This window comes from Lyngbya sp. CCY1209 (genome assembly GCF_055795065.1).
The window spans coordinates 41,058-53,924 of sequence record NZ_JAYFER010000395.1 but is presented as its reverse complement, the minus strand read 5'-3'; the positions used below and the strand labels follow the sequence as shown (position 1 = coordinate 53,924).

Here is a 12,867-nt window from a genome sequence, read left to right as displayed (position 1 = left end):
TACCTTCAGTATCTCACGAGTTCTCTTACTTCTTCGGCACCCCGAGCATGGCGAGGATGTCGGTGTGGGGGGTACCACTCTCAATCGCCTCGGCAACCCGCGCCACCTGGGACTTCTTGAGGGTGACGGAGCGCTTCACCTGCAAGCCGCCGTCATCGGTGTAGCTGTACTGATAGATGGCGTAGCGGTTCGGCGGCTTCCCCTTGGCGGCATTCCGCTTCTTATTCGCCTCGCACCACTGAATCCGACCCGTCCCCCGCCCCTTGGGAGAGCGGCGCTTCTTCTTGGGTTGTTCTGGGGGAGTCGATGGATCGTCGGGGACGTCGAGTTTCCGCAGCACCTCGGGCCGTTCCCAGCGGGGGGAGCCGTCGGGGGGGCAGATTTGAACGCGATCGCAGCCCTTGCGCGGATCGCCGTGGATCGCCTCGACGCGGTAGGGGGTGACTTCCCCCTCGTAGCGGACGGTATCGCCCGCATGGAAGGGATGGGAGGGGCCGGGTTCCGGCGGTTCGTCCGGGTCGGCTGGGCTGTCGGACGCCAGCAGGCAGAACTGACCGTCGGCGTCGAGGGGAGCCGGTTCGATGTACCGCTCACTGACCAGGCAGCGGCGCCCGCCGTCGAACTCCGCGTACCAACCATCGGGGACGCGCCGCGACGGCTGTCGTTCGATGAGAATGCCGAGGCGGGAATTTTCCCGGAAGCGATCGCCCGGTTTCCACGGGGACGGATCGGTGACGAGGCCGGACGGCAATACCGCGCTGCGCCGACCCCCGCCATCCCAACTCACCCGCACCCGCCCGGACGGCAGCACGGCGGCGACCTCCCCCCGGCGACCCGTCCTCGGGTGCAAGACCCGCGCCCCCGGCTCCCAACTCGGTGTTTCCCCTAGAACAACATCGTCGGAGTCGGGCGAAACGTCGGCGGCATCGGCGGCGACGAGGCTGCGGGGGTGGCAGGCGGATCGGGAGCCGTCCGGCCAGCGCACCTTCACCCGGCCGCTGGGCAGAATTTCCGCCACCTCCCCGGCGAGATGCGGAGCCTTGCGATACCCGACGCGATCGCCCGGTTTCCACGCCGTTTCGTCGGTCTGTTCTAGGGGAATGGCGGCAGGGTCGGCGTCGGCCGTTTCGTCCGCTTGTTCTGGGGGAATCCGCAACCGCCAGCCGTCGCCGTGGGGTTCGACGCGATCGCGGACGCGATCGAGGGACTGCCGGAGGCGGCGGGTCGTCCAGCCCAGGTGTCGGGCCAGTTCGGATTCGGAGATGCCGGGGGAGCGGGCGATCCGCGATCGCGCACCCATCGCCGCCAGCAGATCCAGGTCGTCCCAGGCGGGGTCGGCGGCGGAACGGGGGTCGGCATCGATGTCGTAGTCGCCGACGGCCGAGGGGTCGGCGGTGTAGGCGGAGAGGTCGAACAGGGTGGACATGGTGGACTCCTGATTTAACGAAGGGGGTCGGGTCGGTCGGTGTCGAATAGGGTCAGTTGCCCCGACGCTTCCCTGCGCCGGTGGCGGTTCGCCCTGCGGGTTCGGATGTGGTGGTCCAGGTCGTGGCGGAGGTGGCAGGCCGGACAGAGCGCCCGCAGGTTGGACGGGTCGCAGTTTTGGGGGTCGTGGTCGAGGTGAGCCGCCGTCAGCACGAACCGGCCGGGCTTTTCCACCGCCGTCCACCCGCCCGTCTCGGGGTCGGTCACTTCCTCGCAGCTCTGGGCGTACCAGCGGAAGTCGATCGCGTACAGGCGCTCCACCAATTCCGGCCACGATTCACCCGGCCGGCGGCACGGGCGATCGCATTCTTCGCAGCGCCACCCGACCCGGTCTTTCACGCGGCGGGCGATGTCGTCCCAGTCTCGGGGGTACAGCTTCCGGTTCATCGGCATGGCGCACCTCCCCCGGCTTCAAACTCGGCGATAGCCGTATCGGAGTGTCCGAAGTGCTTGGCGGCTTCCCTCCAGCCCGCGCCGTACATTTTCTTCAGCTTGTGGAGGGGCTGCACCGGCGCTTCGTACTCGCGCCACGCGCCATTCTGTCCCTTCTGCGGCGGCTTGTTCGGCTTCCACTCGTCTCCGATCGCCTTGGTCAGGACTCCGATGGGCCGGTCGATGCGGCGTCCGCTCCCCCGCTGGGCGCGGGCGTACTTGAGCGCCGCCTTCACCGCCGTCAGAATCACCGCCGGGGGCTTGCTCAACAGCAGCCAGACCACGCCGGGGGTGAGCCGCCCCCCCATCAGCTCCTCGGCTCCCTCCGCCGCCAGATCCACCGCCTCCTGCTCGTAGGGGTTCATCTCCCCGTACCTCGGATCGGCTTCGGGTGTCGCGCAGTTGTAATCCTTCGGTGCTACATCCGCCGGGGAAGATCCGTCCCCACCCGACGGTCTGGGTCGGACGGGGGACTCGGGTTTGTCCTCCGGTTGTGGCGCGGCACCTTTCATCGCCTCCGGTGGGCGGGTATCGGTCGCTTCGACTATCTCCGCCTTCGCCCGGGCGACGGCTTCCAATGCGTCCGCCAGGTCGGGGGCATCACCCGCACCTCGGGTTTCCTCTTCTCGTCCCCCCAAAATTTTTTCTTCCACGAACGCCGTTTGTGAACTTACGGATTCTTTACCGGAAAGATTTACGTTATTGTCCGAATTTCCGCCCGTCGGCGTCGGAATATCCGCCCGTCCATGTCCGAATTTTCCGACAGATGCCAAAGCCTTCGGCGGCAGGGACATCAGGGACGCGATCGCCTTTTCCCAGACCAGGGCGACCAGGGCTTCGGGGTCGATGCGGTACTCGTAGGCCTTATCGGTGGGCCACCGCTTCGCCTCCCTTCGTCGGAGGATGCCCGCCCGCACCAATTTGTTCAGGTGGGTGCAGATGGTGTCCTTGTGGTAGCCCAGTTCTTCTGCCAGCCCCCGGACGGTCGCCCACGCCCACTTGCCCCAGCCGTCGAACCAGCTCACGATCGCGGCCTGGCAGCGGTTCTTGAAGGCGGCGAGGTACTCTTTCAGGAGGTTGGTCGGGTGCTTGACTTCGCCGAGGATCGTTGAATTAAAAGTCATGTCCACCTCCATTTTTTGCGGAGGGGTGACGAAATGATGCGTCGTGTGTCATAATTTTGTTCAGTATTAAGTGATCAATCTGAAAGCCCTTTGCTTTCAGGCGCCCCGGAGCTACGTCAATAGTTCCGGGGCTTTTAATTTGGCGAATGTTCGCCGACGGGCATTCTCACCTCCTCTGTGTGGTACGCTGGGATTAGCGGGTCGCCTCTTTATCCCCGTCAGCGAACGGGAATTAAAACGTTAAAGTTTAATTGAGCGACCCTAGATGTAAATTCTAGCGGATAATCTCCTTTCCTAGAACATTTTTCCGGGGTTTTTAGATGAAGATTTATGAAGCCCTGCGCCTGGTACAAAATCGGCTCCAACTGCAAGTCAAAGATATCGCCGCGGGTGCGGGTACGTCATCGGGATATCTGAGCCGGATTCGGAGGGGCCAGGTTTCGCCGTCCGACGATATGTTGGACAAAATTTTGACGGCGATGGAAACACTCGCCCCCGGCTCCCGCCGCAAAGTCTGGCTGACGATGGCTTACGACGGAAAGGACATCGACCCCCGCAGCGCCGACGACATCGCCATACTCAAGGAAACCGTCATGACCCTCGATCAGCAAGAGCTGGCCGAGCTGATGAAAGTGATGGCCGATCGCTTTCACGAGTTGAACCGCAAGCCGTCCGAACCCGATACTTCCGAAAACGGCCGCGAACTCCACGCCACCCTGCGGTAATCCCCGCTTTTGCCCCCCCGGGGCATTTTTTTTGCCTCAAACGTTAACGTGAGGTTAATGACGGCCGGTCGCGGCGGTTCGAGTCGCGGCGGCATATTGATACATTTGAATGTATCGGATTGATATAACTTGGGTCCCAATGAGAAAGCGACAGTATTTTCCGACGGATTACGAGGAAGCCAAGCGGCTGGTCGTCGCCCTTCCGTTCGACGAAAAAGTGAGGCTGTGCCGGGAAACGCAGGAGATCTGCGACATCCCGACGGCCCAGATCCTCGCCCTCATCGAAGATGCGAGGCACCTCCAGGTCGATCGCATCCTCAGCGCCCTGGCCGAAAGGGTGCAGGGGGGCGACCCCGGCGGGTGACGCCGTGCGGGTCGGGAAGTGGGGGAAAATGGGGGGAGCGATGCCGATGTCAGTGCGACCCATGACCGAACCTTTGCCCGAATATTCCTGGTGGGGCGGCGGCAACCCCCCGCCCCCGCACCTCAAAACTCAGAAGCAGTTGGCGGAGATGGGACTCAGACCGGCCGAACCCGTCGGTTACATCGAGACGAAGAAGTACATTCTCAAGCTCTACGACCCCGCCGCCTGCAAGCCGAAGCGCCGATGCTCTCCGAAGCAGCTCGAACACCTGGCGAACCTGCGGGAGCGGCGGGAGCGTTCGAGGCAGTTCGATGCGTGGATGGAATTCGACGGTTGGCGGCTCCACGATCGCGCCCTGGCGATCCTTCAAGCCCGGGACATCCTCGACGACCGAGAGTTCGTTATCCTGGACACCGAGACGACGGGCCTGGACGCGCCGGAGATCGTCGAAGTCGCCGTCATCGACCGCGCCGGGAACGCCCTCCTCGATACCCCGGTGAAACCGTCCGGGAGCATCGAACCCGAAGCCGCCGCCGTCCACGGCATCACCGACGAGATGGTGCAAGACGCGCCGACGCTGCCCCGAATCTGGGAACAACTCCGTCGGGCGATCGCGGGCCGGTTGGTGCTGGCCTACAATCTGTCCTTCGACCTGGGGGCGCTGCGACATTCCCGCCAAATCTGCGGCTTGCCGAAGTTGGGACTCGCCCGCGATCGCTCCCTGTGCCTGATGGAGCTCTACGCCCGGTACTGCGGCGAGTGGGACGACCACCACGGGAATTATCGGTGGCAACCCCTCGGCGGCGGACACCGGGCCCTGGATGACTGCCTCGCCGCCCTGGAGCTGCTGAAGGAGATGGCGGGGGCCTCCGAGTTCTTCGCCTGCCCCTACCCCGAATTCCGCGATCGCCTGCCCGAAGAATGGAAGCCGTTCTTGACAGCGGGGGACGCCGATGATCGTCGATGATTGCTTCCGGTGCCGCTATTACAGTTGGAGCCATTACCTGGTCTGCGCCGTCCATCCGAGCGGCGTCGATGGGGATGCCTGCCCGGACTTCGAGTCCGACCCCACCGCCGATGCGGTGCGGTACCGAGACTTCCTGGGGCTGGGGGAGGATGCCGAACCCATCGACAATCCCTGGCATCCCGACCCCGAAGAGAATTGGGCGCCGCCGGGGACGCGGTACGTTGACGGAGAGTTGGAGTTTGTCGAGGCGAGGGACGCGGACGGACAGTAATATTTTGTTCTGGGGGAAACGCCCGATTGCCCGTGGGACGGCGTTCTTCGAGGTTGACCCGTCCGCCCCAGCGGGTGCGGTCGCCGTCAGCGGTTTGTTCTGGGGGAAACGATTCTTATCGCCGTGCTACCCTGGAATGTCCGCCAGCGTACCGATGCAATGGATCAGCTCAATTTATTCGACCTCCCCGAACCGCCCCCCATCCCGAAGCGCAAGCCCAAGCTGAAGATGGACGCGGACGCCCTGCTGCGGTGGAAGCGGCAGATATTCGGCCACCAACAATCAGTCCGGGACGGCATCGGACCCGAGCAGCCGGCGCTGTTCGACTTCGCACCCGACCGCCACGATGCGGACGCCATCGACCCCTTCTCCCTCGCGCCCCACCCCTGGGAATTTTTCGACGGCGGGGCGACGGGCGGCCAGACCTGCCTCTACTTTGTCACCGATGCGGCTGAACCCGCGCCGCTGCTGCTCTACGTCGGCGAAACGAAGCGATCGCCGGAGGAACGGTGGGGGGGCGTCCACGACTGCCGCACCTACATCGGCAATTACATCCAACTGCACCGGGACTGCGGCTTACAGGTATTCGTGCGGACGGGCTTTTGGTGGGACGTTCCAACCGACCGAACCGCCCGACTAAAGTTGGAGCGGGAACTCATCCTCAAGTGGCGATCGCCCTTCAACAAAGAATGCTGGAAGTGGTGGGGCAAACCGTTCGGGTGACGGCGGTGGGAAAACCCGCATTTTCGTCAGAGAAATGGCCATCACTAAACTATTCTTTAAACGGTCGCATTCTCAGTTGATGAAGAATTGTATCCAAATGGGTGCGCCTCGGATTTTCGCAGGCTATAACGGATTTGCAATCGAACGTTCGGGCGCGATCGCCGTCGATATCTTCGGGATTGACGGGGCAATGGCGCTCGTCCAATTGTGGTACAAACCGCGAGTGAAGCGACGGTTGAGAGCCGTTGACTCAGTTGAACTTGCGGACGACCGCAGTTGGCAGTTCACGACTAATCAGCAAATGGGGAGGTTCCCAAAATGACGGATTCCGACGGTGACGGAGGTGCGGCGCAGGCACCGGAAAAACTCAATCGCATCGATTTCCAAAGAATTAGCTTGTTCGTAAAAAATCGCCTTAAACTTGGAGCTTTCGTCAGACAGAATTTAGGACTGATATTGTTCCCCACATCGATGCTGCTAACATCCTTACTTTATTTCCTTCTCGGCATTACCATTTCTCATACCACCTCAAATCTGTGCAACAGGTGGGGAGACAATTTGATATATTATTCCCGGATCGAACTCTGGCGAATATTTTGGATCAAGCAAACTCCCGTCAATCCCATCAACAGCACTTACTACAACAAGAGAACTCCTTATCCTGACCTGAGTAAATATCTCGACAGCGCGATTCTTAGCACCCTTCATCAGGAAAGAATTAAAGCACAAATTTATACCATCAGAAATCGAGCCATCACCAACCTGCGAATCGCCCGGGATATGTACTACTGGCTGACCATCTTCACGACAATGACCTGCATAGCTACGGTCATAGCGGGGGTGGCAGCTTCCACCTTGATTCGGAAAGGTTGGGATGGGGTCGGTGACGTGACGAAGGGGATTTTTATCACCAGCGTCACAGTCTCCCTATTTACCGCGTCCTTCACCACCGTTTTCCAACTGGAGGAAAATGCGGAGACGCACATGACCCTATACCAAACCTATGTCAACCTCGAAGAATATCTGTTCACCGCGCTGGCTCTCAAAGGTCTGCCAGCAAGTCGTCAAACAACAGATAATCCCCCACTGCCACCTGACTACCCCGAAAATTTAATTGGTGAGATTAATAAAACTCTCCAAACCTATTCTCTGACCTTCAAGCTGAACGCCGAGTCAATTCCAGACCTGAACGAGGTCATCGACATCACCGGCTTGAGCAACGGCCAGTGACCGACATTTCCCGACCGACAGAGTTGCACGCGATCGCGCCCTCTCCCCTAGAACGAACGTTTGCCCCCGCCGTTGTTCTGCGGGAAACGATGGAGATGGGAGGTACAAGCAGTCCCCTGGCGGTCGTCCTCCGACCATTCGGGTTGCCGGATGGCAATTGTTTCGGTGCGGGCGATCGCTCCACTTGCCGGACGGCATCACTCCCACCGCGTCCCCCCCTCGCAGCCCAGGCCGTCTTTGTCCCCGTCCAGCCGGTGCGGGTCGGGTTGTCTGACGACGATGGGCAGGGTCATCCCCGCCTCCTCCAAATCCTCGCAGTCCAAGTCCCGGACGTTAATGGGGATGCAGATGGGGTTCCCGTAGATGTCGGACGGGTAGGATGGGTCGCATTGTTGATTTTGGGCGACGAGGAAGGCGGCGAGTAGTTCGGCGAACATGAGTCTGTACCTGGGACGGATGCTTCCATTATCCCCACCCCGCAAAGATTCGCGTCGCCGGGGGTGACGGCATTGAAATCGACAATTCCAAAGGGTCGCGCTGACGGGCTTTTTTCAATGGTGGTGGCGGGGGCAGCAAGTGCGCGATCGCTCGGGCGGGCGCATTTCGCGGGTGGCGGCACTCCCGAATCTCCCGCATTTTTGAAAGATAAATCAACCCACTTTTCCCACCTTTCCCACTGTTTGACGGTGGCGGGCGGGGACTCGCAAACCCATTGTAATGGCCCCGGCATTTGCGGATCAATTAAGAATTGTAAAACATCCGGGCTGGCGATATCCACGCTGGCGTATGCTTGAGGTTGTCCGGTCCGTCAGCCCCCCTCCGACGGACGGCGAGAGGAGCGTTCGATGGCGCACTGTCCGTTTGAGTGCCGAATTCATCGCCCCTGTCCGCACCTCTACGAAAACTCCCGATATCGATCGCATTCCCGACAGAACCATTCTCAACGGAGCTCCACGCCCCTGATGGCAACGCCGAGTTCACGAGGTGGCGATGCGACGGGCCACCGACCGCCCGACGGTCGTCGCATTCTTCCCCTGAGATCGTTTGGAAGAATTTCGCGGACGGGCATTCAAATTAAATCCGAAGTCTGAAGTCTGGTTGCAGAGTTGGGATTTTAAGCTGATTTCATACCCTACATCGAAGGTCCATGTCCAAATCTCGCCAACTCGAACGGTTGCTCGTCATCGACAACTTAATTCGAGGAGTGGAACGGCAAACAACTGATACACTCGCTCAACGGTGCGAAGTCAGCACGCGCACCCTCTCGGCCGACCTGGATTTTCTGCGAGATCGCTTTCACGCGCCGCTCCGGTATTCCAAAAAAGAGGGCTGGCGTTACACCGACGCCACCTGGCGTCTGCCCAGCCTGCCGCTGGCTCAGGGCGAACTGTTTGCCCTCACGTTGGGGGCGCGGATGCTGCAATCCTATTCGGGTTCGGTCTACCAAGGCGTCTTGCAGTCGGCGATCGACCGCCTCGCCGAACGCCTGCCGGAGTCGATTCAGGTCGATTTGCAGCAGTTGGCGGAGGAGCGCGTCCACTTTCGGGCGGGTGGCGAAATTCGCCTCGACCCGGACGTTTGGACCCGTTTGCTCGACGCAAATGCGCGATCGCGGCGGGTGTGGATTCGATATTTTTCGCCCAAGAAGCAGACCCCCACGGAGCGGTACGTCGATCCCTACGCCCTGGACATCTACCGGGCCAGCAATCCCTACCTGTGGGGCTACTGCCACCTGCGGGAAGAAATCCGCTCCTTTCGGGTCGATCGCATCCGGGAGCTGAAGGTTTTGGAGGAGACGTTCGAGCGCGACCCGACCTTCAATTTAAAGGAAAAACTGCGCGACAGCTTTCAGTACGAGGTGGGCGGCGAACCGGTGGATGTCGTCATCGACTTCGACGCGGAAACGGCGCCGTACATCACCGAGCGAACCTGGCACGGGACGCAGACGATCGAGGAACGCCCCGACGGGTCGATCGCGCTCCGCTTCACGGCTGCGGGCTTGAACGACATCAAGCGCTGGGTACTCGGCTACGGCAAGGGGGCGATCGCCAGACATCCGCCCGAATTGGTGGCAATGCTTCGAGAGGAAACAAACGCGATGTCCCGACAAAATGAATCTGGAAAATTTGAACGATGAATTATCTGGAAATTCAATTTCAACTCAGGGGTAAAACGCTCCCGGCCGACCACGGCTATTCGATTTATTCGGCTCTGAAGCAAACGGTATTGGAGGGAAAAACATTTCCCCCCGAGGTGTTGCTGTGCAGCGTTCCGGGAGTCGGCGATCGCGACGGCACCATTTTCCTCAATCGTTCTTCTCGCCTGCGGTTGCGCTGTCCGGCCGAACAAGTCCAACAGTGGTATCGCAGTTTGCAAAACGCGGTTCTCGACGTGCGCGGTCATCTGGTTCGCTTGGTTCAACCGCGAATGTCGCTCGTCCAACCCAGTCCCCTGTTGCGATCGCGACTCGTGACTTTTAAACTCAAAGAATGGCACAGCCAAGAAGCTCCGGTACATTTTTTAGAGTCTTGTCAACGGGCGCTGAAATCTCTCGAAATTGACGCGACCGTTCACATCGAAAGTAACGCCGATGGGGATTTGGCACTGCGGGCGCTGCAAGTTCGCCACCAGAATATTTTGGGCTTCGGTGTCTGCGTTGAAGGATTGAAAGACGAAGACTCCATCAAACTGCAATGTTGTGGCTTGGGAGGTCGGAAACACTTCGGCTGTGGCTGGTTTTATCCGGTAAAGGAGTGTTGAAATGAAATCCGAACTGAAACCCGATCGCCTGCTGGCGAAATCCTTCGACCAAAAATGGAAGGCTTCTTACGGCCTCGTCGGCCATACGGCTGATGTGGTCAATGCGGTAACGCTGCTGGCAGACATTCTGGGCGATCGCCTCATCGAGCAATTCCAGCTCGAATGCAGTCTCGACGAATTTATGAAAACCGCCCGATTGACCGCTTATTTCCATGACTGGGGAAAAGCCAACAACCACTTTCAGGGGGTTGTCCGCAAGGATATGCCCGGAGCGAAACCCAAACGCAATCCCAAAGTCAATCCCCAACTGGTACGCCATGAAATTTTCTCAATGTTCTTGGTTTGGGAATTCCGAGAATGGTTGCAGCAAGCCGACGGCGATTTTATGACAGCTCTGGCAGTTGCGGGAGGTCATCATCTCAAGTTGGGGGGGAAAGGAGGTGCGAAAACCAACGATCTCGGCGAAATTCGCTGGGGCTGTGGCGACGATCGCATTCGATTTTATTTCGACCATTGCGACTTCAAAAGTTTGCTGAAATTTGGGGTGTGTCAAATGGGCTGTCCCGCCCAACTCAAACTGTCTCGAAAGCCCGCTTTGGAATGGTCGCTTTCTCGTCTGAAGGATCAACGGACAGAAATTTTGCGGGATGGCTTTTTAAAGTGGGAACCTGCCCCCGTATTGACAGCCTTATTAAAAGCCTTGCTCGTGGCGGGAGATTCGATCGGTTCGGCGAGTGCCGGTGGCGATATCGACCTCGATCGATGGGTCAGAGATGCCCTCAACTGCACCCTGGCTGAAGGCGACCTGAACCGCGTGATTCGGTCGCGCTTGCAGGGCAGCAAACCACGGCAGTTTCAGCGGGATCTCGGCAACATCACGGAACGAGTCGGATTGGCTCGGGCCGGATGCGGTACGGGAAAAACCGTCGGGGCTTACTACTGGGCGAAACGCCACGCCGTCGGACGCAAATTGTTTTTCTGCTACCCTACCACGGGGACCAGCACGGAAGGGTTTCTCGACTATGTGCAGGACGAGTTGAAGTCGGTTTTAAGTCACTCCCGAGCCGATGTGGACTTAGAACTGGCGAGGACTGGAGAAGAAGAAGAAGTCGGGGATGGAACGATCAACGAAGCGGCGATGAAGTTGCGATCGTTTAAAGAATACGCCGCCCAGGCTACAGTTTGCACGGTCGATACCGTTTTGGGGTTGATGCAATGCCATCGCCGTCCGATGTACACCTTTCCGGCGATCGCCAATGCCGCCTTTGTCTTCGACGAAGTTCACTGCTATGACAACAGGCTGTTTGGGGCGCTGCTGCGGTTTCTCGAAACAGTGAAAGCTCCGGTCTTGCTGATGTCCGCATCGTTTTTACCATCTCAGTTAGAGGCGATCCGGCAGGCGGTGGGAGAACCGCTGAAAATTGTCGAAGGGCCGAAAGAGTTGGAAACCCAACCCCGATATCGATTTCAGTACGCGGACGAACCGAACTGGGAGCGAGTGGAAGCCGAACTGACGGCGGGGGGTAAGGTTCTGTGGGTTTGCAACCAGGTCGATACGGCGGTCAAAGTCTATGAAGAGGCGCGAGGACGCGGATTAAAGGCACTGCTGTATCACAGCCGCTTTCGCTACGAAGACCGAGTTCGGCATCATCGGGACGTGGTGGATGCGTTCAAGCCCGATCGCGCCGAACCCATTTTGGCGGTCGCCACCCAGGTCGCGGAGATGTCGCTCGATTTGTCCGCTACCTTGCTCCTGTCGCAAATTGCCGACCCTGCGGGTTTGATTCAGCGGTTGGGGCGGTTGAACCGCCGCTATTGCGGTCGTCCGCTGGATGCCCTGTTTTATCCGGATACCAAACGTTTTCCCTACGGCAAATTTCAACGCGATCGGGGTCGGGAAATGGTGCGGGCATTTTCGGGCGATGTCAGTCAGGCCGATCTGGCTAACTGGCTCGAACAACAGGAAAGTCCCCTAAAACCCGAGTGCGATTCGGTCTGGCTCGATGGAGAATGGCGAACCTATCCCGGCAACTTACGACAGGAAGGCGTTACCGTGACGGCTTTACTCGAACAAAACCGAGAGCAGTTCCAGCAGGATCGAACCCGACTCAATCTTTATACCGTCCCATTGGTAACACCGACCAAGCAAGTGAGCCGATGGGCGCGGTTCAAGGGCTATCCCATCGCCCCCTCGGCAGAATGGCGGTACTGTTCGACAAAAGGAGCCTACAAGCCTGATGAAATATCTTAATATGCTAAGTGAGGGGACATCCTTCATGTTCCCTCAATCCTTCGATCGCTACTCAGAGCGTTGGACGCGACGCGCTCTTGCAAGCGTTGGACACTGGCTCTTGGCTCCTTGGAGTAACCGAGTCGATCGTAGATCGCCAAAAGGCGCTAGTTTGCAAGGCGCACTGGCTACAATGGTCGGTGCGCCTTGTGGTGTGGGTGACGACTGTATGTCGGCGGCAAAAATTGATGATGTGGCTATTGGAACCTAACGCTTGTTTTTTTCGACAGCCGTGTTACGGTAGCGATTAATATTTCCCACACCACGAGGAAACAAAGATGAGCCTTCAACAGTTAACCCTTTTCGATAGCGTCGCCAGCGAACTCACGGAGTTGCGGAGTAAAGCTTCGCGGAAACCCCTTGCTTTAGATACAAGCACTGTTCTCAAACGCTTGAGTGTGTCATCGAGTACCTTGAGTAGCTACAAACGCCGAGGGAAACCATATCAAATCCTCGGGTTTGAGGGTGGAACGGTCACCGTTGAGTACGCTTACAC

Annotated in this window: 13 protein-coding genes; 9 read left to right on the top strand and 4 right to left on the bottom strand. The window is 59.1% G+C overall.

Translation table 11 applies throughout. The features are described 5' to 3' along the window. Nucleotides 1-25 precede the first annotated feature (25 nt). The 3 genes from AC0QHF_RS11765 to AC0QHF_RS11755 are packed head-to-tail and all read right to left on the bottom strand — an operon-like array spanning nt 26 to nt 3,041. Nucleotides 26-1,426, bottom strand: coding sequence for a hypothetical protein (locus AC0QHF_RS11765; RefSeq protein WP_324704404.1), 1,401 nt, complete (start codon nt 1,424-1,426; stop codon nt 26-28). Nucleotides 1,427-1,440: 14 nt separating this feature from the next. Further along, the gene (locus AC0QHF_RS11760) at nt 1,441-1,878 is read right to left on the bottom strand and encodes a hypothetical protein (protein WP_324704403.1); all 438 of its coding nucleotides are present in this window, start codon (nt 1,876-1,878) and stop codon (nt 1,441-1,443) included. Continuing rightward, a complete protein-coding gene (locus AC0QHF_RS11755) occupies nt 1,869-3,041 on the bottom strand; it encodes a helix-turn-helix domain-containing protein (protein WP_324704402.1) in 1,173 nt (390 codons plus the stop codon). Before AC0QHF_RS11755 ends, AC0QHF_RS11760 begins: the two co-directional genes overlap by 10 nt. Nucleotides 3,042-3,361: 320 nt before the next feature. On the opposite strand from AC0QHF_RS11755, the gene AC0QHF_RS11750 reads away from it, so the two are divergent. From AC0QHF_RS11750 to AC0QHF_RS11725, 6 genes are all read left to right on the top strand, one after another. After that, nucleotides 3,362-3,766 (top strand): helix-turn-helix transcriptional regulator, encoded by a 405-nt coding sequence (locus AC0QHF_RS11750; RefSeq protein ID WP_324704401.1) that lies wholly within the window; start codon nt 3,362-3,364, stop codon nt 3,764-3,766. 139 nt (nt 3,767-3,905) lie between these two features. Beyond that, nucleotides 3,906-4,130: a hypothetical protein gene (locus AC0QHF_RS11745; protein WP_324704400.1), complete on the top strand. Its 225-nt coding sequence runs from the start codon at nt 3,906-3,908 to the stop codon at nt 4,128-4,130. Between the two features lie 46 nt (nt 4,131-4,176). Beyond that, nucleotides 4,177-5,097, top strand: a complete 921-nt coding sequence (locus tag AC0QHF_RS11740) for a 3'-5' exonuclease (RefSeq protein WP_324704399.1) — start codon at nt 4,177-4,179, stop codon at nt 5,095-5,097. Beyond that, complete coding sequence (locus tag AC0QHF_RS11735) at nt 5,084-5,368, top strand: hypothetical protein (RefSeq protein ID WP_324704398.1); 285 nt, start codon at nt 5,084-5,086, stop codon at nt 5,366-5,368. Before AC0QHF_RS11740 ends, AC0QHF_RS11735 begins: the two co-directional genes overlap by 14 nt. 159 nt (nt 5,369-5,527) lie before the next feature. Further along, complete coding sequence (locus AC0QHF_RS11730; protein ID WP_324704397.1) at nt 5,528-6,091, top strand: hypothetical protein; 564 nt, start codon at nt 5,528-5,530, stop codon at nt 6,089-6,091. A 318-nt stretch (nt 6,092-6,409) separates the two neighbouring features. Then, entirely contained in the window at nt 6,410-7,321 is a 912-nt protein-coding gene (locus tag AC0QHF_RS11725; RefSeq protein WP_324704396.1) for a hypothetical protein, read from the top strand. 197 nt (nt 7,322-7,518) lie between these two features. Here the strand turns inward: AC0QHF_RS11725 and AC0QHF_RS11720 are convergent, their stop codons facing one another. Further along, nucleotides 7,519-7,758 carry a hypothetical protein gene (locus AC0QHF_RS11720; RefSeq protein ID WP_324704395.1) on the bottom strand — a complete coding sequence of 80 codons (240 nt, stop codon included), beginning with the start codon at nt 7,756-7,758 and terminating at the stop codon, nt 7,519-7,521. Between the two features lie 710 nt (nt 7,759-8,468). Here AC0QHF_RS11720 and AC0QHF_RS11715 point away from each other — a divergent pair. Genes AC0QHF_RS11715 through cas3 form a run of 3 tightly spaced genes read left to right on the top strand, consistent with a single transcriptional unit; the run spans nt 8,469 to nt 12,332 of the window. After that, complete coding sequence (locus AC0QHF_RS11715; RefSeq protein ID WP_324704394.1) at nt 8,469-9,458, top strand: helix-turn-helix transcriptional regulator; 990 nt, start codon at nt 8,469-8,471, stop codon at nt 9,456-9,458. Continuing rightward, entirely contained in the window at nt 9,455-10,081 is a 627-nt protein-coding gene (cas6, locus tag AC0QHF_RS11710) for a type I-MYXAN CRISPR-associated protein Cas6/Cmx6 (protein WP_324704393.1), read from the top strand. The genes AC0QHF_RS11715 and cas6 overlap by 4 nt, the downstream gene beginning before the upstream one ends. 1 nt (nt 10,082) lies before the next feature. Next, complete coding sequence (gene cas3 / locus AC0QHF_RS11705; RefSeq protein WP_324704392.1) at nt 10,083-12,332, top strand: CRISPR-associated helicase Cas3'; 2,250 nt, start codon at nt 10,083-10,085, stop codon at nt 12,330-12,332. Nucleotides 12,333-12,867 lie beyond the last annotated feature (535 nt).

Excerpts from the sequence above, each read along its gene's own strand:
- AC0QHF_RS11745 (WP_324704400.1), top strand. The coding sequence starts at position 3,906 with ATGAGAAAGCGACAGTATTTTCCGACGGATTACGAGGAAGCCAAGCGG.
- AC0QHF_RS11730 (WP_324704397.1), top strand. The coding sequence starts at position 5,528 with ATGGATCAGCTCAATTTATTCGACCTCCCCGAACCGCCCCCCATCCCG.
- AC0QHF_RS11735 (WP_324704398.1), top strand. The coding sequence starts at position 5,084 with ATGATCGTCGATGATTGCTTCCGGTGCCGCTATTACAGTTGGAGCCAT.
- AC0QHF_RS11750 (WP_324704401.1), top strand. The coding sequence starts at position 3,362 with ATGAAGATTTATGAAGCCCTGCGCCTGGTACAAAATCGGCTCCAACTG.
- AC0QHF_RS11755 (WP_324704402.1), bottom strand. The coding sequence starts at position 3,041 with ATGACTTTTAATTCAACGATCCTCGGCGAAGTCAAGCACCCGACCAAC.
- AC0QHF_RS11760 (WP_324704403.1), bottom strand. The coding sequence starts at position 1,878 with ATGCCGATGAACCGGAAGCTGTACCCCCGAGACTGGGACGACATCGCC.
- AC0QHF_RS11740 (WP_324704399.1), top strand. The coding sequence starts at position 4,177 with ATGTCAGTGCGACCCATGACCGAACCTTTGCCCGAATATTCCTGGTGG.
- cas6 (WP_324704393.1), top strand. The coding sequence starts at position 9,455 with ATGAATTATCTGGAAATTCAATTTCAACTCAGGGGTAAAACGCTCCCG.
- AC0QHF_RS11715 (WP_324704394.1), top strand. The coding sequence starts at position 8,469 with ATGTCCAAATCTCGCCAACTCGAACGGTTGCTCGTCATCGACAACTTA.
- AC0QHF_RS11725 (WP_324704396.1), top strand. The coding sequence starts at position 6,410 with ATGACGGATTCCGACGGTGACGGAGGTGCGGCGCAGGCACCGGAAAAA.
- AC0QHF_RS11765 (WP_324704404.1), bottom strand. The coding sequence starts at position 1,426 with ATGTCCACCCTGTTCGACCTCTCCGCCTACACCGCCGACCCCTCGGCC.
- AC0QHF_RS11720 (WP_324704395.1), bottom strand. The coding sequence starts at position 7,758 with ATGTTCGCCGAACTACTCGCCGCCTTCCTCGTCGCCCAAAATCAACAA.
- cas3 (WP_324704392.1), top strand. The coding sequence starts at position 10,083 with ATGAAATCCGAACTGAAACCCGATCGCCTGCTGGCGAAATCCTTCGAC.